18 protein-coding genes, 1 tRNA gene and 1 pseudogene are annotated in these 19,575 nt (G+C 57.1%); all 20 read right to left on the bottom strand.

Annotated features, from left to right (window positions below):
* Positions 1-68: 68 nt before the first annotated feature.
* Positions 69-1,007 (bottom strand): peptidyl-prolyl cis-trans isomerase, encoded by a 939-nt coding sequence (locus tag PM3016_RS34870; RefSeq protein ID WP_014372576.1) that lies wholly within the window; start codon positions 1,005-1,007, stop codon positions 69-71.
* A gap of 81 nt (positions 1,008-1,088) precedes the next feature.
* Positions 1,089-1,961: an Hsp33 family molecular chaperone HslO gene (gene hslO / locus PM3016_RS34875; protein ID WP_013921210.1), complete on the bottom strand. Its 873-nt coding sequence runs from the start codon at positions 1,959-1,961 to the stop codon at positions 1,089-1,091.
* 49 nt (positions 1,962-2,010) lie between these two features.
* Complete coding sequence (locus tag PM3016_RS34880) at positions 2,011-2,778, bottom strand: type III pantothenate kinase (RefSeq protein WP_013921211.1); 768 nt, start codon at positions 2,776-2,778, stop codon at positions 2,011-2,013.
* The gene (nadC, locus tag PM3016_RS34885; protein WP_013921212.1) at positions 2,775-3,644 is read right to left on the bottom strand and encodes a carboxylating nicotinate-nucleotide diphosphorylase; all 870 of its coding nucleotides are present in this window, start codon (positions 3,642-3,644) and stop codon (positions 2,775-2,777) included. Before nadC ends, PM3016_RS34880 begins: the two co-directional genes overlap by 4 nt.
* Positions 3,637-5,250 carry an L-aspartate oxidase gene (nadB, locus tag PM3016_RS34890; protein WP_014372577.1) on the bottom strand — a complete coding sequence of 538 codons (1,614 nt, stop codon included), beginning with the start codon at positions 5,248-5,250 and terminating at the stop codon, positions 3,637-3,639. Before nadB ends, nadC begins: the two co-directional genes overlap by 8 nt.
* A gap of 70 nt (positions 5,251-5,320) precedes the next feature.
* Positions 5,321-6,259, bottom strand: a complete 939-nt coding sequence (gene nadA, locus PM3016_RS34895) for a quinolinate synthase NadA (protein WP_013921214.1) — start codon at positions 6,257-6,259, stop codon at positions 5,321-5,323.
* A gap of 322 nt (positions 6,260-6,581) precedes the next feature.
* A pseudogene (gene ftsH / locus PM3016_RS34900) lies at positions 6,582-8,544 on the bottom strand (ATP-dependent zinc metalloprotease FtsH).
* A gap of 78 nt (positions 8,545-8,622) precedes the next feature.
* A complete protein-coding gene (gene hpt / locus PM3016_RS34905; protein WP_013921216.1) occupies positions 8,623-9,162 on the bottom strand; it encodes a hypoxanthine phosphoribosyltransferase in 540 nt (179 codons plus the stop codon).
* A 24-nt stretch (positions 9,163-9,186) separates the two neighbouring features.
* Positions 9,187-10,608: a tRNA lysidine(34) synthetase TilS gene (tilS, locus tag PM3016_RS34910; protein ID WP_014372578.1), complete on the bottom strand. Its 1,422-nt coding sequence runs from the start codon at positions 10,606-10,608 to the stop codon at positions 9,187-9,189.
* Between the two features lie 60 nt (positions 10,609-10,668).
* Positions 10,669-11,574, bottom strand: a complete 906-nt coding sequence (locus PM3016_RS34915) for a protein kinase domain-containing protein (RefSeq protein WP_014372579.1) — start codon at positions 11,572-11,574, stop codon at positions 10,669-10,671.
* On the bottom strand, positions 11,564-12,346 hold the full coding sequence (locus PM3016_RS34920; protein WP_014372580.1) for a vWA domain-containing protein: 783 nt from the start codon (positions 12,344-12,346) through the stop codon (positions 11,564-11,566). Before PM3016_RS34920 ends, PM3016_RS34915 begins: the two co-directional genes overlap by 11 nt.
* Before the next feature lie 285 nt (positions 12,347-12,631).
* Positions 12,632-13,534: a hypothetical protein gene (locus PM3016_RS34925; RefSeq protein ID WP_238540398.1), complete on the bottom strand. Its 903-nt coding sequence runs from the start codon at positions 13,532-13,534 to the stop codon at positions 12,632-12,634.
* A 29-nt stretch (positions 13,535-13,563) separates the two neighbouring features.
* Positions 13,564-16,059: a stage II sporulation protein E gene (spoIIE, locus tag PM3016_RS34930; protein WP_014372582.1), complete on the bottom strand. Its 2,496-nt coding sequence runs from the start codon at positions 16,057-16,059 to the stop codon at positions 13,564-13,566.
* Between the two features lie 396 nt (positions 16,060-16,455).
* Positions 16,456-16,529 (bottom strand) — tRNA-Met (locus tag PM3016_RS34935).
* Positions 16,530-16,678: 149 nt separating this feature from the next.
* Positions 16,679-17,182 carry a S1 domain-containing RNA-binding protein gene (locus tag PM3016_RS34940; protein ID WP_013921222.1) on the bottom strand — a complete coding sequence of 168 codons (504 nt, stop codon included), beginning with the start codon at positions 17,180-17,182 and terminating at the stop codon, positions 16,679-16,681.
* A gap of 114 nt (positions 17,183-17,296) precedes the next feature.
* Entirely contained in the window at positions 17,297-17,629 is a 333-nt protein-coding gene (locus PM3016_RS34945; protein WP_014372583.1) for an FtsB family cell division protein, read from the bottom strand.
* A gap of 25 nt (positions 17,630-17,654) precedes the next feature.
* Positions 17,655-18,236, bottom strand: a complete 582-nt coding sequence (gene yabQ, locus PM3016_RS34950) for a spore cortex biosynthesis protein YabQ (RefSeq protein ID WP_013921224.1) — start codon at positions 18,234-18,236, stop codon at positions 17,655-17,657.
* Positions 18,233-18,517: a sporulation protein YabP gene (gene yabP, locus PM3016_RS34955; RefSeq protein ID WP_013921225.1), complete on the bottom strand. Its 285-nt coding sequence runs from the start codon at positions 18,515-18,517 to the stop codon at positions 18,233-18,235. Before yabP ends, yabQ begins: the two co-directional genes overlap by 4 nt.
* 451 nt (positions 18,518-18,968) lie before the next feature.
* Positions 18,969-19,247 (bottom strand): RNA-binding S4 domain-containing protein, encoded by a 279-nt coding sequence (locus tag PM3016_RS34960; protein ID WP_013921226.1) that lies wholly within the window; start codon positions 19,245-19,247, stop codon positions 18,969-18,971.
* A gap of 3 nt (positions 19,248-19,250) precedes the next feature.
* A complete protein-coding gene (locus PM3016_RS34965; protein ID WP_013921227.1) occupies positions 19,251-19,523 on the bottom strand; it encodes an HU family DNA-binding protein in 273 nt (90 codons plus the stop codon).
* Positions 19,524-19,575: the final 52 nt, after the last annotated feature.

Consider the following 19,575-nt stretch of genomic DNA (forward strand, 5'->3'; position numbering starts at 1 on the left):
GGTATAATACTGCCATCTTATCAAACCGGAGAGAACCTTGTCAATACGCAAGTGAGCAAGCGCAAGCATCAGAACCCCTCCTGCACCTGCACCTTCCACTTGTCCCGCAGTCTGCTTACGGTTTGTTTGATCGGAGGAGCCTGACTCAATGCAATTTCTTTGCGTACCTGCTCACGAATCTCCTGGGGAGACCCCTTGGAAAGTTCTTTGCGGTCCTGCACTTTCACCAGGACGTACTGCCCTTCCCATTCGACGGGCTTGGAGACTTCGCCTTTCCTGAGCGGCTTCGCCGCCTTCATCACCGCAGCGGGAACGAAGGGGTCGCCCTCTTCAATCCAGCCGAGCTCCCCGCCGCTGCCGCGGGTGGCATCATCCAGCGACCGGTCCCTCGCCACCTGGCCGAAGTCCGCCCCCTTCGCCAGCTCCGCCGCCGCCTTCTGTGCCTGTTCCCTGCTTGCGGAAACGATCTGCTGCAGCTTCAGCATGAGGCGCGGGCGGAATTCCTCCTCATGCGCCTGCATATAGGCATCCACTTCCGCGTCACTCACCTGAATGCCGCGGATCGTCATTTTCTCCGCCAGCAGCCTGTTCTCTGTATCCGCGATAAGCTCTTCCCGTGTCAGTCCGAGCTGCTCTTTCATCGACTCCCAAAACGCACTCTCGCTATCGTAACCCTGCTGCATCCGCAAAATTTCCTGCTGCACTTCGCTATCGCTTACTAGAACCCCCTGTACCTCCGCTTCCCTGCGGATGACGTACTGGTCGATCATGTGGTCCAGCAGCTCCCGGCCATGCTTGTGGAGAAGCTGATCTTCCAGGTCCTGCTGTGTGATAACATGTTCCCCGATGGTGGCGACGGTTCGCGTTGGATCGGCCTGCTTCGGTTGTTTCGGATTCGGATTGGAATGGAGTAAGCCTACATAATGGGCCGTCAATACAGAGGAGAGGATAACAACGGCGATCAGCAACACAGCGATCGTAGCCCACAATACTTTCAGGTTTCGCATGCCCTTTTCTCCCCGTATGATCACGCATCTATGTTCGGACGGCCCGTTTCCGCCGTCCTGCTTGTTCGTCCGCTTCCCGGTTTACAGCGCTGCGATTAATCCCTTAAGGTCTTCTCCGGTAAAAGCATACTTCTCGTTGCAGAAATGGCAGGAGACCTCCGCCTGCCCGTCTTCGTCCAGAATCGTCTGCAGTTCGCTGCGGCCAAGGGAAATCAAAGTCTGTTCGACCCGCTCCCGGGAACACTTGCACTGGAAGCGGATGTCGTCCCTGCGCTCCAGAATGGAAGCGCCCGGGAGCAGCGTGGTCAGGATCTGCTCGAGCGTATCCCCCCGGTCCAATGCTTTGGTGATCGGAGGCAGCGCGTTCAGCTCCTTCTCAATCTGGGTGATTTCCTCGTCCGACAATCCAGGAAGGAGCTGGATGATGAAGCCGCCCGCCGTCTTGACGGTATAATCGACGTCGATCAGCACGCCGAGGGCAACCGCCGAATTCGTCTGCTCACTCTTGGCGAAATAGTAGGTAAAGTCTTCGCCGAGCTCCCCGGAGACGATCGGTACGCTGCCGCGGTAAGGCTCCTTGAGACCGAGGTCCTTGATAACATAGAGGAATCCGTCCGTTCCCACGGCCCCTCTGACATCCAGCTTGCCGATCTCGTTGAGGGGCAGGTCCACTTCCGGGTTGTCGACGTAACCGCGCACTTCGCCGTGAGCGTTGGCATCCACGACGATCTGCCCGATCGGCCCGCCGCCTTTAATCTGAACCGTCAGCTTCTCTTCGCCCTTGAGCATCGCCCCCATCATCAGGGCTGCCGACACGGTGCGTCCAAGCGCGGCCGTGGCCGTGGGAGTCATCTGATGGCGCTGGCGCAGCTCTTCCACAATGCCGCGCGTATGTACCGCAAAAGCACGCACCTTGCCGTCATACGCGGTCGCTCTAATCAAATAATCCTGCATAGGAAGGACTCCTTTATCGTTCAGTCTTGACGCCGCCTGTGCGCCTCGATTAATTCTTGTTGCGTTCGTAAATAATCTGCAGTCCCTGAAGCGTAAGGAGCGGGTTCACGGTCTGGATTGTCCGGGATTCCCCCGAAATCAGCTCCGCCAGTCCCCCCGTTGCAATCACGCTCGGCTCCACGCTGAATTCCTGCTTGATGCGGTCGACAATCCCGTCCACCTGGCCGGCAAAGCCGTAAATGATGCCAGCCTGCATGGAAGCCACGGTATTCCTGCCGACAACGCTCTTCGGCTTGACAAGCTCAATGCGCGGCAGCTTCGCCGCCCGCTGGTAGAGCGCCTCCGTCGAGATGCCGATGCCCGGGGCAACGGCTCCGCCCACGTACTGCCCCTGCTCGTCGATATAATCGAAGGTCGTGGCCGTTCCGAAGTCCACCACGATACAGGGAGTGCCATACAGCTCGATGGCCGCCACGGCATTAACGATCCGGTCTGCGCCGACCTCGCGCGGGTTCTCATACCGGATGTTGAGCCCGGTCTTGATCCCGGGTCCCACGACGAGCGGCGTTTTCTTTACGTATTTTAAACATAATTGTTCCAGCACAAACATCAGCGGCGGCACGACCGAAGAGATGATGACCCCTTCGATCTGCTGCAGCGAAATCCCCGCATGCTGGAACAGATTGTACAAAATGATGCCGTACTCATCGGCTGTCGCCGAGCGGTTCGTGGAAATCCGCCAGTCATGGCGAAGCTGCTTTCCTTCGTAGATGCCCAGTACGATATTCGTATTCCCCACATCGACCACAAGTATCATGGACGCGCCTCCTTCTGCTCATTGAGATCCAGAGAGATGTCCAGCGCCTGTACGGAATAAGTGAGCCGGCCTACGGAGATCACGTCCACACCTGTCTCGGCAATGCCGCGCAACGTATCGAGCGTCACGCTTCCCGAGGCTTCTATCATGATATGCGGCGCCTCCTGTTTCATTCGCTGAACAGCCTGCTTCATCTGCTCCGTGCTCATGTTATCCAGCATGACGATATCCGGACGGGCCCCGAGTGCCTCTTCAAGCTGCTCAAAATTCTCGACTTCCACTTCAATCTTCATGGTGTGCGGGATTTGGGCACGCGCAGCCTGGATCGCCTTCGCAATGCCACCCGCCCCCTTGATATGATTGTCCTTGATCATTACGGCATCATACAAGCCGAAGCGGTGATTATATCCGCCGCCCACCCGGACCGCATACTTCTCCAGCATCCGGTGCCCCGGTGTCGTCTTGCGGGTATCCACCAGTCTGGTAGGCAGCCCCTCCAGCCTGTCCACATACTGGCGGGTACGCGTCGCAATGCCCGACATCCGCTGCAGCAGATTCAGCGCCAGACGCTCCCCCAGCAGGATACTGCGCGTACTGCCGGTTACCTCGGCCAGAACCGTACCGTATTCGACCTGCTGGCCTTCGGCCGCTTTGGCTTCAAAGCGCAGCGAAGGGTCAACCATAGCGAAAACCGCCTGGGCTACCGGAAGGCCCGCCACAATGCCGGCATCCTTCACATGAATAATCCCTTTAGCCGTTGAATCGGCGGAGATGGTGGTCATCGTCGTGACGTCGCCCATCCCGATGTCTTCCTCCAGCCACAGCCGGAGGCTCTGCTCCAGCTGGGAACCCGTCAGCTCATACATCGTCATTCCGTCCTTCCGTTATACCGTTCACCCGGTTGAACACCGTGTGCTTGCGCCAGACGAGATCGTCTCGTTCCGGGAAATCTTCCCGGTAGTGTCCCCCGCGGCTTTCCTCTCTAATCAGAGCCGCCTGAGTCGTAAGCAGAGAGCAGATGAGCAGATTGGCGAACTCGAACTCCTGTCGCTTGGAGAGGCAGCTGTCGAAGAGAGATACATGGCGTTTCAGCTCGTCATACCCCTTCTGCAGCCCTTTGGCACTGCGCTTGAGACCCGCATAGCGGACCATCAGCTTCTGCAGCTTCAATCTCTTCTCGACGACAGGCTGGATTGGGCTGCCCGTTGCACGCTCCGTCTCCCTTACGTCCGGAAGCACTTCGCTGCGGGGCATGTCCAGAATCCGCTCTACGATCCGGCGCCCGAATACGATGGCCTCCGAAAGCGAATTGCTCGCCAGCCGGTTCGCGCCATGAACCCCTGTGGAAGATACTTCTCCGCAGGCAAAGAGGCGCTTCACGTTCGTCTCCCCATAGAGATCCGTCTCCACCCCGCCCATCATATAATGAGCGGCAGGAGCCACCGGAATCCAGTCCGAGGACAAGTCGAGACCATGGCTCAGGCAAACTTCGTAAATGGTAGGGAAGCGGTTCTTCACCGTTTCTTCCGATTCATGCGTAAAGTCGATATACACAAACGTCGATTTGGTTGCTTCCATCTCGCTGACAATGGCCCGGGCCACGATATCCCGCGGTGCCAGCTCCAGCTGCGGATGGTAGCGTTCCATGAAGCGCTCTCCATTGATATTGCGGAGCACCGCACCCTCGCCGCGGACGGCTTCCGAGATCAGGAAGCGCGGCGCCCCCGGGTAACATAAGGCCGTCGGATGAAACTGCACGAATTCGACGTCACGAATATTGGCTCCGGCACGGTAAGCAATGGCAATCCCGTCCCCCGTGGCGATGTCCGGATTCGTTGTGTAACGGTACAGCTGTCCCGCACCACCTGTGCACAGCACTGTAGCGTTCGCTCGGACAAAGACGCGCTGGCCGTCCGGCTTCTGCACCAGAGCACCGAAGCATTCATTGCCTTCGGTGATCAGATCAATGACAAAATGATCATCCCAGACTTCAATGTTCGGGTCCCCTTTGGCTTTCTCCGAGAGTGCCCGAACAATCTCCGCGCCGGTCGCATCCCCCTGTGCATGAAGAATACGCCGCTGACTGTGCGCTCCCTCCTGGGTTAACGCATAGCGGCCGTCCTCCATATCGAATTCGGTGCCCATGCGGATCAGGTCCTTGACCCCGCTCGGTCCTTCATGCACCAATACGTCAACAGCCGCCGAAGAGCACAGACCCGCCCCCGCGATCAGCGTGTCCTGGCGGTGATAGGCAGGCGAATCCTCATCGGAGATGACCGCCGCTATCCCCCCTTGGGCATAGCGCGTATTGCTGTCGAGCAGCGATTTCTTCGTGACCATGAGCACCCGCTTGGTCTCCGCCGCCTTCAGCGCGGTAAAAAGACCGGCGATGCCGGCGCCGATCACAATGACATCCGTATGTACATGCGGAAGGTCCCGCACGTCGAAATTCACCAAATAACGAGGTATCATGAGCACGGCTCCCACCTGTCTATTCGAGTTCCTGTTTTGAGATAAACAAATTCAAGAAAAGCAGCGCATGCTACTTGACCTGCAGCATGCGCTCCAAGGATGCTCTGGCCTGATCAGCAACATGCGGCGGCACATAGATCTGCGGCTGATTGGTTTCCAGGCACTTCACTACTTTTTTGAGATTATTGACTTTCATGTTCGGGCAGACAAGGAACTTCGTAGCAAAGTGGAACGTCTTGTCAGGGCTGTCCAGCCGCAGCTGATACCCGGTTCCGTCTTCCGTCCCTACGATAAATTCCTGGCAGTCGGATTCCTTACAGTACTTGATGATGGCGGTTGTACTTCCTACAAAGTCTCCCATCTTAACAACCTCTGGACGGCATTCCGGATGAACGACGAACTGGGCGTTCGGATGCAGCCGCTTCATCTCCTCGACATCCTTCACCGTCAGCATATCGTGGGTATTGCAGTACCCTTCCCAGATGATCATCTTCTTGTCGGTAAACTTCGATACGTAATCTCCGAGATTCTTGTCCGGTACCCAGATAATCTCGTCGGAATCCACGGAATTGATCACCTTGATGGCGTTGGCCGAAGTACAGCAAATATCCGTCTCCGACTTGACCTCGGCGGACGTGTTGATATAAGCAACGACCTTCGCATTCGGATGCTGTCTCTTTAGTGCCCGGAGGCCGTCGACGTTGACCATGTCGGCCATCGGGCACCCGGCTCTCTCATCCGGAATGAGTACGGTCTTGTTCGGCGCAAGAATCTTTGCGCTTTCCCCCATGAAATGAACTCCGCAGAAAACGATAACCTCGGCATCGGTCGAAGCGGCTTTCTGTGCCAGCAGGAAGGAATCCCCCCGAAAATCCGCGACTTCCTGAATCTCGTCCCGCTGATAATAGTGTGCGAGTATGATGGCGTTCCGTTCTTTCTTCAGCTGGGCAATCCGCTCTTTGAGCTCCCGCTGCTGTTCTGCTTTGCGCTCCAACGCTAATGCTTCCATGACGCACCTTCCTTTTCTTCAAGCGCGTGAAATGATTCACAAGGTGTATAAAGATTTACACCTAATTTACACAACCCATCCCCACCTGTCAATGCTCAAATACCCACAAAAACCAGGGTTTCCCTGCCCTTTAAGAAGCGATTGTCCCTATTGCCCAAGTTCCTGGAAAGTTGCGCTTCCCCAGTGCTTCTCCAGCTACCCGTTAGGCTCTCCTCTGAGCCTCAGCCGCATCCGAAGCAATAACTTCCGCGGTTGTCTCCGTCCGGCTCTTCATTACAAAAAGAAGACCGGCCGCCCCCCAGGGCTCCGGTCTTCTGTGCTGCTATTCTTCTTTCTTCTCGTCCTTATCGTACAGCTGATCCAGCTCGGACTTGCCGGTGTTCTCCGGCTGTCCCTGAATGTTCACTTTGAGGTCATCCGCCTTCACGCCCGGTTCGCTGCCCACAGGGCCCAGCTTCCCGGTATCGATCAGCTCCTGGATCTGCTCCTTCTCAAGCGTCTCCTTCTCGATGAGCGTCTCGGCGATCAGCTTCACCTGATCACTGTACTTGGAGAGAATTTCTTTGGCGCGGTCGTAGCAGGCACGGATCATGGACTGCATCTCTTGGTCGATCTCGTAAGCGATGGCATCACTGTAGTTCTGCTCATGCCCGATGTCCCGTCCAAGGAATACCTGTCCCTGCGTCGTACCGAACTGCATCGGTCCGAGCTTGTCGCTCATCCCGAATTCCGTGATCATCCGGCGGATAATGCCCGTCGCCCGCTGGAAGTCACTGTAGGCCCCGGTACCGATCTCGCCGATGAACAGCTCCTCGGATACGCGTCCGGCCAAGAGACCGGTGACCTTGTCGAGCAGCTCCGATTTCGTCTGCATCATCCGGTCTTCGCCTTCCTTCGGAAGCATCATGACGTAGCCGCCGGCGCGGCCGCGCGGAATGATCGTGACCTTGTGCACCATCTCGGCATTCTCAACGTGCACACCTACAATCGTATGGCCCGCCTCGTGGAAGGCCACCATCCGCTTCTCTCTCTCGGAGATAATGCGGGATTTCTTCTGCGTCCCGACAATGACGCGGTCGAACGCTTCGTCGATCTCTTCCATGGAGATATCCTTGCGATTGCGGCGGGCGGCGATCAGCGCTGCTTCGTTGAGCAGGTTCTCGAGATCCGCTCCCGTGAAACCGGTCGTATATCTTGCCAGCTGGTCGAGCTTAACGTCCTTGTTCAGCGGCTTGTTGCGCGCGTGAACCTTCAGTACCGCTTCGCGGCCCTTCACATCCGGACGGTCGACCGTAATCTGACGGTCAAAGCGTCCCGGACGCCAGGAGCGCAGGGTCAAGAATATCCGGGCGGTTCGTCGCCGCCACGATAATGATGCCTTCGTTCGCACCGAAGCCGTCCATCTCGACGAGCAATTGGTTGAGCGTCTGTTCACGCTCATCATGCCCGCCGCCGAGACCGGCGCCGCGTTGACGGCCGACCGCATCAATCTCATCTATGAATATAATACAAGGGGCATTCTTCTTCGCATTCTCAAACAAATCGCGGACACGGGAGGCACCGACGCCGACGAACATCTCGACGAAATCCGAACCGGAGATCGAGAAGAACGGCACGCCTGCTTCACCTGCAACGGCTCTGGCCAGGAGCGTCTTACCCGTTCCCGGAGGACCGTTGAGCAGTACGCCTTTGGGGATCCGGGCGCCGACCGCAGCGAATTTGCGCGGGTCTTTCAGGAATTCGACAACCTCAACCAGTTCCTGTTTCTCTTCATCCGCCCCTGCAACGTCTTCAAAGGTAACCCGCTTCTTCTCTTCGTTATACAGACGGGCACGGCTCTTGCCAAAGTTCATCACCTTGCCGCCGCCACCTTGAGCCTGATTCAACAGGAAGAAGAACAGGATGAAGATGATCACGAACGGGATAATGGAGGTAAGGAAGCTGATCCAAACATTGTCCCCTTCCATTTTCTCGATGAAAACGTTCTCCGGGTTGATCTCGCTGTTCTCGATCAAACGGAATATTTCTTCTTCATACGGCGCCCGCGACTCGAAATTCAACTTGTCCGCAGAAGGCGGAGTTTTATATTTCCCCCGAACCAAATACGTTTGAGCGTCATACTTCACGATAATCTGGTCTACGTTCTTTTCTATCAAGGCCTGCCGGAGCTTACCATAGCTGATCGTGTCTTTCTGTTCATTCTGCGTGCTGATGAAGTGTACGATTCCGACGGTGACCAAGAAAATAAGCAGATAAAAACCAGTATTGCGAATGATGCGATTCATCCCCTACCTCCTCTCAACAAACGGCTTTGTATATTGTACCACAGCAAGTCTCGGGTTCTCAAATTGTCCAAGCCCGCGCTAGTGGGAGTACACTTCGGGTTTCAAAATGCCTACGAACGGCAGGTTGCGGTACTTCTCGCCGTAGTCGAGACCATAGCCTACAACGAAGGCATCCGGGATCACAAAGCCTTTGTAATCCGCGTCCAGATCGACCTTACGGCCGGTCGGCTTGTCAAAGAGTGCGGCAATCGTGGTCGAAAGTGCGTTGCGGCGCTCGAGCACATCGATCAGATAGCTGAGGGTCAGACCGCTGTCGATAATATCCTCGACGATGAGGACATGGCGTCCTTCCACCGAGATATCCAGGTCCTTGATGATTTTGACGACCCCGGATGACTTGGTCGATGCCCCATACGAGGATACGGCCATGAAATCCGTCTCGAGCGGCAGGTCAATCCGCTTCACCAGGTCGGCCATGAAGATGAATGCGCCTTTCAGGACACAAATGACAAGCGGGTTCTTCCCCTCGAAATCGCGGGTGATGAGCTCGCCCATCTCTTTGACCTTGTCCTGAATCTGCTGCTCGGAGTAAAGCACTTCTAGTACGTCGTTTTGCAAGAGAGATCCTCCTACTTAGTTGGGTTAATTTGGCATAACCAGCCGCAGGCGCAGCCGGCTTCGGGTACTGGCGGTGACCGCGCCCATGGCGGACGTTCGCACTCCGGGTACCCAGATGATGTTTCCTCTTGCATCCGTAATCAGTGGAATTCTCTCCCGTAGAGACGGCGGCACCTTCGCGTCGATGAACATATCTTTTACCTTTTTCGTTCCGTTTAGTCCGAGCGGCTGCATCCGGTCGCCCGGGAGCCTGCTGCGCACTATTAATGGAAGGAAGAGTTCTTCCGCGTCGAAAATGGCGGTGTAAGTCGCGGCTTCTCCCGCTACCGGGTCTTCGCCTTCCAAACGCTGCAGTTCGATGCGCACCCCCGTCTCGGGAATCGTAAAGGACTGCAGCCCCTCTCCCAGCTCATGGACATAAGCGCGAGGGGGTAACACCATAGTATGTACCGCGATTCGATCATATTCCCTGGCAAGCATAATGTCCTGCACGACCTCACGGCGGAAGTTGACAGGCTCTTCCGACAGTATGGCCAAGCGAACACTCTCAATGTGAAGGAAATCCATGGAATTCCGATCCGCTGCAAGATAACTTAATATTAGTTTAATGAGTCGCCTTTGTAAAGCAATGTGTACCCCGGCAAACCAGCGGGCGGACCAGACATATGCCCCGTCCCGGCGCCCTATGTTCGCCTCGTATAACAGCCTCGTCTGCTCCTCCAGAAAGCTGTCTTCCGAGCCTGCCGTCTCGGCGAGCCGGACCAGTGCCTCCGGGAGCTTGTCGTTGTACTGCTTGAGGTAAGGCATCAGCTCGAGCCTCACTTGATTGCGGGTGTACTTGGCCTGCAGGTTGCTGCTGTCGGTACAGTACTCCAGGCCCTCGGCTTCGCAGTAGGCTTCGATCTCTGACTTGTATATACGCAGCAGAGGCCTGATAAGTTCCACACCATCCGAGATTGTTCTTCGAAGCGGGATCCCGGCCAGTCCCGAGAGCCCCGTCCCCCGCAGAATCCTCATCAGCACGGTCTCCGCCTGATCGTCGGCATGATGGGCCGTGGCGATCCGCCTGGCGCCTGTGCGCCTGGCCACATCCAGCAGAAACGCGTATCGTCTCTCCCTGGCCGCGGCCTGGGGATTCTCCCCTCCAGCCGCCAGAACCGACGGCATATCGAGACGGACCGTATGCAGCGCAAGCCCCAGCCGTGCGGCATGCCGGGCCACCAGCTCCGCTTCCCGCTCCGATTCCTCTGCCCGGAAACCATGGTTTACGTGCGCGACGATCAGCCTCCATTCATAGCGTGCGGACAACCCAAAGAGGAGATGGAGCAGCCCTACGGAATCGGGCCCGCCCGATACCGCTACGACTACGCCGTCCCCCGGTGCAAGCAGCGCTTCCTTCCTGATCCACTTCTCGACCCGGGCGGGCCAACCTGCCCCTGATCTCATGACTCATTGCATCCTCTCCATCAGCAGCCTGCAGCCCTGCCGGCGTTACTGTATATTACACTACTGGAAGACCAAGTAAACGGTCGCCGCGAACAAAATCAACGACACGGCAAAGGTCCACGGAATCCAGCCGAAGTCCAGCGCTTCCGCGGTACGCCGGGGCGGGGTCAGGCTTCGCGCCCGCCAGTCCGCGAGCATCTGCCGGGAGGACGTGTATCTGCCGGTCAAGGCACTGCGCAGCACGCCTGCCACCGGAGCGAGGACCGCATGGCCCTGGACTGCGGCCAGCAGGTCCTCCGTGCCGCGGTTCTGCGGCAGCCCTCCGGCCAGCGAGCGGAACCTTGCCTCAGGCAGCGCGGCCGCGATCATCAGCACGGCGAAGGAGAAGAGGTCGTAAGCCTCATCCGCCGTCCGGGAGCCGCCGTTCCAATAGCCACGGTCATACTGTTCCGTGAACTGCTTGACCGACCGGCCCACCGCCGTAACCCCGCCGTAATCGATCAGCCCTACCTCCCCATGGGAAGATACGATGACATTCTCCGCCTTGAGATCGCCGAAAACGAAGCCGCAGGCATGCAGCTCCGCCAGGCTCCGCAGCAAATGAAGGCCCGTCACATAGAGCCAATCCGTCCCGCGGTCGCGGATAAAGTCCGTGAGCGGCTGGCCTTCGATATACCGGAGAACGGCAAACGGATAGCTCGCCCCCCCGAAAGTAAAATCATCGACATCGTGCAGCAGGGTGCCAAAGACAGAGGATGAGCGCGACAGCGCCTTCAGCGCATTCACCTCCGACTGATGGTCCACGGCGTCGAAGCCCACCTTCAGGGCATATCTCCTGCGTCCCTGACGGACAAGGTATACCTTGCCGTTGCTTCCCGCCCCGAGCAGCCGCTCGATCCGGTATTCCCCCCGGTTCCACTTGCCCTGGATCGCAGAGCCTTCCGGCAGGGACAGTTCAGACGACATAGTCACTCCAGATCCCTTCTTTGCGGACCTTCCCCGTTCCTTCCGGCAGAAGTGCTCCCGCCGCTTGTACGGAGCTCCCCCCTGCCGTTTCTCTTCCGGAGAGCCCGCCCATATATTCAATGACCTCCAGAAGGGCCGGACCCGTCGGAGTCGTTCCCCTCATGTTTAATTTATAGAACAACCCCTTCAAATTTGCAAGGTCGCTCGTCCATGCGATATCGCAGTGGGCCGCCCGCTCTTCGGCTGCAAGCCCGCCCGGGAAGTGAAACACGGACAGCAGGCTGGACCCCTGCCTGGACTGCAGGCTGAGCTGCAGATCCTGGATCGCATCCTTGACCGCCTGCAGCTTCGGCTTCATGGAAGAGCTGGCATCGATCAGAAGGGCAATCTGCAGGCTGGCCGTCTCGGTCAGATCGTCAATGACCCGTACCACCTCCGACCGCTGGTGCGGGGGGAGCCGCTCCAGCTGCGAATGGCCCAGGATGCCGCGCAGTTCCTGTCCCACGACCTGCTGAATCGTCGAAACCACCGATTTGCGCGTGATCATCTGCACGGTCTGGGCGAGCTGGGAGGACTTCACGATCCGGCTCATGCCGCCCCCCGCCTCCGCCGTCTCCCGGATCTCCTCCGCCCCCAGCAGACCGATATCTCCCGAATCGACAATGCCGATCACGTGGACCATAATCCCTTCCGCCTTCGCACGGGCCGCCGCCGCCACCGGCGAGACTCCCACATTCGAACATCCGTCGGTAACGAGGATGATTTGCTTCATGCTGTCTACCCCCTTGTAAACTCTCTATCTTCAGCTTTGCCAGCTGGGAGAATTCTAAACGAGAAGGGGGCCGGACAGCGCAAAATACCGTCCCCGCATGCGCCTGCGAAGACGGTACCTGCTTCCCTGTATATGTACTTTGGCACCTGTGCCAATCAGGCGCCCCGAAGATATCGGCATCCCTGCACACCGGTCCCTGAGCCCCTTACCCCTCACCTTCTATCTTCGGAGACAGGGTCACCGGCTGCTTGCTCCTCCTTCCGCCAATGGCTTGAAACCAAGACCCTATGCCAGCGGTACGGCCGCTGCCTGCGGCGGCGCCCTCAACGCCTCCATTCCCTTCGCTCCGGCAAGGAATTCCCGGATTCTCTTGCTTGTGCCCTCCCGTTCCTGTGCAGCTGCGCTCCCCCGTCTACTTTGGACGGCTTCCATTACCGGGATGATCATCTTAGCCTGCCTGTCGCGCCTCTTGAGGCTGCCCTGATGCTCCGCTCTGCCTTGGGCTGCCAGGATCAGCTGCTGCGCCGTGACCTGCATGCCGAGGATCTCCTCCATACGGTCTCGACCCTTGAGGCTCTGCAGATCCTGGATAATCTTCACGGCCAGCAGCGTATTCATCGGCTGCGGCTTACGGGAATCCCGCGCTTGGACGACTGGGCTGCTCTTGACGGTCTGAGCGCTCGTCGCGGTCTGGACCGCCTGCAACGGCGCCTGCTCCACAATCTGCACCGGCAGGCCAGCCTGCTGCGCCTGCATGGACTCGGTCCGCTGTTCCGCCTCTGCCTTCAGCATAGGCTGCTCTTCCGGAGCCGCCTCCAGGGACTGCTTCGCCCCCTGCTCAGGACCGGTCACCGCAGCCAACCGTTCGTCCTTCCTCGCCTTCCGGCTCTTCTTCCGCTTTCTTTCCTTACGTGCGGTTCCTTCCATCAGCTCTGCTGCGAGCTCCGCCGGGGCCCCGGCTGCCGCTGCAGCCGCTTCCGCTTGTGCACCCGCCGCTTCGGCTTGCACGAGCTGGGCGGTCTGCACGGATAAGCCGGGCCGGCCCGTTTCCTCTACTTCCACCGCTTCCACCGTTTTGACAATATTCAGCGCTTCCAGGACCTTGACGATCTTCATGACCTCCGTTACGTCCAAATCCTCGGTTACCTTCACGTCCAGCACGACCTTTACAGCTTTTGCGACTACCATGGTTCCCATCTCCTTCACCATTGTCATCATCAGCTCACCGTCCTAGGCCGTTCGATGCGCTCCATTCCCGGCCACGAGAAGGTAGCCCATTCCGGCTGAAATTTGTCAACCCGTGCCACGACCACCGTCATATCGTCATAGATCTCGCCGTGATGGTAACGTACGACCCGCTCCAGCAGGATATCCGCAAAGTCCTGAGGGGAATCCGCCTCAATCTCCGTGATCATCCGCTTCATCCACATTTCCTTGTTCACGGCATGCCCCGGGGCGTCATAAATGCCGTCGGTCATCATGATGAGCGTATCCCCGTGCTCGAGCTGCACGCTGACGAGATCGACGTCGATGTCGGCAAGTATGCCGACCGGCAGGTTGTTCGCCGTCACCGGGAACACCTCACTGCCTCTTTTAATGAAGCTTGGCGTCGAGCCGATCTTGAGGAACGTCGTCTGTGCGGTGTACTGGTCGATCAGCGCCACATCCACCGTAGCATAGACTTCATCCGACGAGCGGAGCATGAGCACGGAGTTGACCGATTTGATCGCCAGCTTCTCGTCCATCCCCGACTGCAGCAGCTGCTGAAGGATGGACAGTGCCGTACTGCTCTCCGCCCGCGCCCGCTCGCCGTTGCCCATGCCGTCGCTGAGCGCTACGGCAAACTTGCCGTTGCCAAGCTCTATGGTGCTGAAGCTGTCTCCCGACAGCAAATCGCCCCCCTTGGCTGCGCCCGCGATTCCCGTTTCCACCTCGTATTCCTTCGCCGAAGCGAAGACCACCGTACTGTAGCCTTCCTTACGCTCCAGCGATTCCTCGGACTTCACCGCGATGTGCTCGCCGACAATCTCGGAGAGCAGCGGGGCGATGATTTTGCGGCACTCGTCGAAGCCCCTTGTATATTGATGAACGATCTCAATCTCCACGTTCCCTTCGTCCAGGGAGATGACATCGATGCTGTGGATGGACAAGCCCAGTTCCTCCAGGGCGCTCCGGATCTGCTCTTCCTGCATGAAGAGCTCCTGCCCTTCCCGCTTGATTTCCTTTGCCAGGTCCTCCATGACCTGCGATACGCCGGAGAGCTGTTCAGCAACCAGCTGGCGGGAGTCGTAAATCTGCTTCTTCCAATGCTGATCGTGCTTATACAGAGCATACTGCTGCTTCATGACTTCCAGCACCTGGTCCGGCTTCACGCAGTGCTTCTTCCACTCCGGCTGGATATCCTTGCGGGTCATGTCCTCCCGCAGCTCCACCTCGGTCATCATGTCGGTCATATATTTGTAGGTCTGATAGAACTTATCGTCCCAGCATTGCTTGCGCTTCCAACAGCTGCCGCACGATTTCTCCGCGACGGAGTTCATGAAGTGGCCGACTTCTTCCTCGCGCCGCAGCGGTGCTGAATCCGCCGTGATCTGCTTGAAGCTGCGGGAGAGCTGCTTGAACACCTCGGAGAACTGCTCCACCCGGTTCGCCGTCACATCCCGCACCCGGCGGGCATAGTCCTGCTGCGATTTCAGGTTCTCCTGGGTGCCAGGCACATACTTGGCGAGCATCTGCGTGACACTCCTCGGTGTAAGCAGGAACAGGGCCACGGCCGCCACGGACTCCCACGTCGAATTCAGCACCTCGGACTGATTGCCGAGATAGACGGACAGGATCGAGGATCCGAGCAGCATGCCAAGCGCCACGGCCATCCGGCTGCCTTCACGCAGCAGGCCTGCGAGCATGCCGGCGAAGGCCAGGAGACTCATCTGATAGATCGCGCTGGAATTGGCAAGGCTGAGAATGAGGCCGGAGATGACCCCGACGGATGCGCCCAAGGGGGCTCCCCCGACAAGCGCAAAGAGCAGAATCAGGTAACGGGAGAGCACATGCTCCAGTGTAACCGGACCGATCAGCCAGCCTACGGTCCCCGTCATGACGGATGCCAACAGAATAATGAGACATATAACTTCCTCGTGTTTGAGATTGTAATTTTTGCGCGATAGGGTAAACACCGGTATCGCCTGGAGAAAAATGTGGGTCAGGATCAGGCTGAGCAGCGCCCCTACCCCGCTCATCGTCAGCGTGTACCAGCTGAGCTTCGTCGCCGCCAGATGGGAGAACAGCTGGACGAAAAAAGTGGAGGTAAAGACGATCAGCGGCGCGTAGGAAATGTCCGAGCGTTCGAATCGTTCCACGCCCTTCTGGATCAGAACGAAGACGATCATCTCCGCCACGATGTAGCCGGTGTGCATCGGATCGGCCGAGAACAAGCTCCCGGCGGCTACGAATACGCCCGTCCAGAACAACAGCTCCCTTCGCAAAAAATACATAACCGCGAAGTAAGCGACGGCAAACGGTGCCAGCTGATCCAGGATCATGGCCCTGCCGAGCAGGAAGGCCATCATCAGGAGTAAGATCGACCAGCGCCTCGCTACAAGCGATTGCACAAGACGGTTCTGGGCGATCGCGCCAAGGGCTCCCTGCCTGACCCGGTGCGTCCATCCCGACCATACGTGATTCAGACCGCTGAACATTTGCCGTTTCTGCATAATTCCTGAACACCACCCATATGCTATTAATGAGCCCAGTATATAATCACGCAAGAAGAAAGTTTGTCATAATGAAGGAGTGAAGCGAAAGTTTTTTCCGACAAAAAGAAGGCTCCCGCGAATAAAGGAGCATTCCAGCTGAACTCTATAATGTAAGCGCTAACAACACTTTGAGGCCCGAGACCCGTCACAAATCGTTCGCGCCCTGTTCCCCGAGAGAAAAGGCGGGAAGGCGTTACAAGGTGTCGATTCCCCGCCGCGTTCCTACCCTTCCGACAAAAGAAGTGCTTTATGGAATGTTTTGGAACCGTGTCCACTCTCGCCGGCTTCCGCTGCAAAACAAAAAATCCGGTATCCCGAGGTTCGGGAACCGGATTCTTCTATATTGCCCCACTATAGCGGCAGAGGGGATCGAACCCCCGACCTTACGGGTATGAACCGTACGCTCTAGCCAGCTGAGCTATGCCGCCGCAACAAAAATGAGTATATCTCATGAGGCAAGGGCTTGTCAAGCAAAGTTATGGCGTTATTTTATTAGTAAAACCCGGAAACCCCATCTGTATTTCGGTATCAAAAAACCGCAGGTGCCTCGAAGGCTCCTGCGGTACTTTTTTATTTATTAGTCACGACGCGCGCCGCGTCCGCCCCGCTTGCCCTCGGTGTTCTTCTTGAGGGAAGAGATCCGGTCTTCGCTGTCTTTCAGGAAACGCGCCATTTTATCTTCAAAGGATGGCTTGCCAGCGGGCGGTTTGCCGCCACGGCCTCCGCGATCTCCACGGCCGCCGAAGCCGCCGCCGCCACCACGACCACCAAATCCGCCGCGGTCGCCGCCGCCAGGAGGTCTGTCGAAACGAGCGGGCCTTGTTGGAGGAGCAGCATCTGCCGGCCGATCCACCGCTTGCTTGATGGAAAGTCCGATTTTGCCGTCTTTGTCGACATTAATCACTTTCACGGTGACGATATCGCTTAGCTTCAGATGATCGTTGACGTCCTTGACGTAGTTGTCCGCAATCTCCGAGATGTGTACAAGGCCGGTGCCTCCCTCGGGTAGCTCAACGAACGCCCCAAAGTGAGTAATGCCTGTCACTTTTCCTTGCAGCTTGCTGCCCACTTCAATTGCCATAAAGTAAACTGATCCTCCCTTAAATAGTTAAAAAAGCGAATCATCGAAACTATGCCGATTATAACGTACGGCGAACATACGGTCAACCGAAGGATTCGCCCTCACCCGGCCCAGTTACTGCTTAGGCGCGACGGGGGTGAAGAACAATCTTTCCCCCTTCTTGATGTAGTGCAAGTCTTTACGGATTTTTTGCGATACGTACTCGGGATCGTTCAACCTGGCGATCTCGCGCTGAGTCTCTTCGTTGATCTGCTTCACCTCGGCCTCTTTCTGCTCCAAGGCGGCGACTTTATCTTTGCGTTCGCTGATTTTACCGATTTGATTCCACAGCGTGACACCGGCCCAACTCATAAAGCAGGCCAGCATCAGCATGACGAGTCGGCGCCGGCGAAAAGTGCCCTTGTTCTGCGGCTGCGTGTCCTTAGCTCCTTGTGAGTTTGCCTGCATCTACGTCTAAATCCTCCCAGTACGATCAAAACAGCTTCCGGAACAGCGCCTTCAGCTTTTGACCGATTGTCTTCATCCCTGCGGGAACGGCAACATGCAACCGCATCCACCTGCCGAGCGGCCGAAACAGCCACAACAGCAGTCTCCATGCAGGATAGAGCAATTGTAACACAATTTTGTAGATGAATATAGCGGTCGCCAGCAAAAATCCCAAAATGATCAGCACCAGCCTGTAAAGTCCGATGGCGGGCCTGATAATGAAAAGGTCGATCATCCTCCTGCCGATGCGTGCGGCCGTGACGACAGCACGGATTGTAAATACGATTACCCGGATGACCGGCCGGCTAAACACCAGAAAATAAAAAAGAATGCCGATGGCAAGCCCAAGAAAAATAAAGGGCCTGACCTCGCCCCAATTGCTCCTGTACAGCAGTGCAAACACGACAAGTGTCCCGATGAACCAGTACAGGAGATCGAGCGCCGCCCGCAGCCACGAGGGTACCTTCAGCTGGCCCGAAAGCACCCGGTAGAGGTCGTACAGCCCTCCCAGCGCGAGACCTCCCGCGTACATCATGCCCATCGTCAAAAACTGTACGCTCAGTGTCACTTGAACAGCTTACCCAGAAATCCCTTGGATTTCCCTTGGGAGTTTGTGTCCACATAGGCCAGCTCATTCACGTATCCTTCAATCGCGACCAGCCCCTGCTCGAGGCTCAGGTTCTTGATATGCAGGTTCTGCCCCTTGATCATCAGGAAACCGCATTCGGTCTCAAGCAGAAACTCCTCGCTGTCGAAGCTCTCGACGTTCATGACGCCGGACACCTCCAGCAGCTTGCGGTTCAGCATCCGGATCTCTTGGCGCTTTACTTTTCCCGGCTGTTCGACCATGGGCCGACTCCTCCTCTTTGGCGCTTGGCGAGGGATAGGGTGTTCGAACGATGCTGCATGCGGTCTGCGTTACAGTGTCCATGGCCTGCGGCCGCTGTTGAACCCGGGTTCCTTTGATGAGATAAGGTAGAGGGAACCCGGGTTCAAAGGCGGCGCGTAAACTCTCCGGCCATGACACTGAACTTCGACACGAGGGACTCGTTCGAAAAAACCACCCCTACCAAGCTTGTTTACTATAAAGTATGGGGGTCGTCCGGGGTTTAGAACTTCCCGGACTCCGAAGGAAGGACAAGGGCACAGGGCAAGAGCGCAGGGACAAGAGGAAAGGACAAGAGCGTAAGGACAGGCGCTGGGGAGACAGTGCAGGAGGATGTCGGAAAAGAGCAAGGCAGGCAATAAAAAAAGAAGCAGGAGCACGAAGTCTCTCTGCTTCTTCTTATGGAGGAATCGATTACAGAATACTGTCCGATTCCCGTTTGATCGGTTCTTCGCCGAGCAGCGTGAACATCTTCGCGGCATCATCCTTGCGGGTTGATTCGCTCAGCAGCTCCACGCGCACGGTCACCAGCTTTTGGCCGAACTGAATCTTGAGCTCGTCCCCTACCTTGACCGTGGAACTCGGCTTGGCCTCGCGGCCGTTCACCCATACCCGTCCCTGCTCGGACACGTCCTTGGCTACCGTACGCCGTTTGATGAGACGGGAGAGCTTAAGGAACTTGTCCAGGCGCATAAATTACTTCACCGCTTCTTTAAGCTTGTTGCCTGCTTTGAATGCAGGAACTTTGGATTCCGGAATGGAGATCTCTTCGCCCGTTTGCGGGTTGCGGCCGGTGCGGCCGGAGCGCGTGCGGGTTTCGAAAGTACCGAAGCCGATTAACTGGACTTTGTCGTCGCGGGACAAAGCGTCAGAGATTTCACCAAGGAAGCTGTTCAGTACGGATTCCACGTCCTTTTTGGTCAGGCCGCTTTTTTCTGCGATGTTATTGATCAAGTCTGTTTTGTTCATTGGTAAATTTCCTCCTCGTAAAAGTGAAGCTAAGCTAAAGTATTCTTTGTTT

It is taken from the genome of Paenibacillus mucilaginosus 3016, from assembly GCF_000250655.1.
Classification (GTDB): Bacteria; Bacillota; Bacilli; order Paenibacillales; family NBRC-103111; genus Paenibacillus_G; species Paenibacillus_G mucilaginosus.

Bases quoted from the DNA above. Each gene is read 5' to 3' on its own strand.
- PM3016_RS34920 (WP_014372580.1), bottom strand. From the start codon at position 12,346: ATGAAGCAAATCATCCTCGTTACCGACGGATGTTCGAATGTGGGAGTC.
- nadC (WP_013921212.1), bottom strand. From the start codon at position 3,644: ATGTATGAGCTGACGGGTTCCCAGCTGGAGCAGAGCCTCCGGCTGTGG.
- PM3016_RS34925 (WP_238540398.1), bottom strand. From the start codon at position 13,534: ATGGTAGTCGCAAAAGCTGTAAAGGTCGTGCTGGACGTGAAGGTAACC.
- spoIIE (WP_014372582.1), bottom strand. From the start codon at position 16,059: ATGCAGAAACGGCAAATGTTCAGCGGTCTGAATCACGTATGGTCGGGA.
- hslO (WP_013921210.1), bottom strand. From the start codon at position 1,961: ATGCAGGATTATTTGATTAGAGCGACCGCGTATGACGGCAAGGTGCGT.
- nadA (WP_013921214.1), bottom strand. From the start codon at position 6,259: ATGGAAGCATTAGCGTTGGAGCGCAAAGCAGAACAGCAGCGGGAGCTC.
- nadB (WP_014372577.1), bottom strand. From the start codon at position 5,250: ATGATACCTCGTTATTTGGTGAATTTCGACGTGCGGGACCTTCCGCAT.
- PM3016_RS34880 (WP_013921211.1), bottom strand. From the start codon at position 2,778: ATGATACTTGTGGTCGATGTGGGGAATACGAATATCGTACTGGGCATC.
- tilS (WP_014372578.1), bottom strand. From the start codon at position 10,608: ATGAGATCAGGGGCAGGTTGGCCCGCCCGGGTCGAGAAGTGGATCAGG.
- PM3016_RS34960 (WP_013921226.1), bottom strand. From the start codon at position 19,247: ATGCGCCTGGACAAGTTCCTTAAGCTCTCCCGTCTCATCAAACGGCGT.
- PM3016_RS34945 (WP_014372583.1), bottom strand. From the start codon at position 17,629: ATGCAGGCAAACTCACAAGGAGCTAAGGACACGCAGCCGCAGAACAAG.
- yabP (WP_013921225.1), bottom strand. From the start codon at position 18,517: ATGGTCGAACAGCCGGGAAAAGTAAAGCGCCAAGAGATCCGGATGCTG.
- PM3016_RS34940 (WP_013921222.1), bottom strand. From the start codon at position 17,182: ATGGCAATTGAAGTGGGCAGCAAGCTGCAAGGAAAAGTGACAGGCATT.
- PM3016_RS34870 (WP_014372576.1), bottom strand. From the start codon at position 1,007: ATGCGAAACCTGAAAGTATTGTGGGCTACGATCGCTGTGTTGCTGATC.
- PM3016_RS34915 (WP_014372579.1), bottom strand. From the start codon at position 11,574: ATGTCGTCTGAACTGTCCCTGCCGGAAGGCTCTGCGATCCAGGGCAAG.
- PM3016_RS34965 (WP_013921227.1), bottom strand. From the start codon at position 19,523: ATGAACAAAACAGACTTGATCAATAACATCGCAGAAAAAAGCGGCCTG.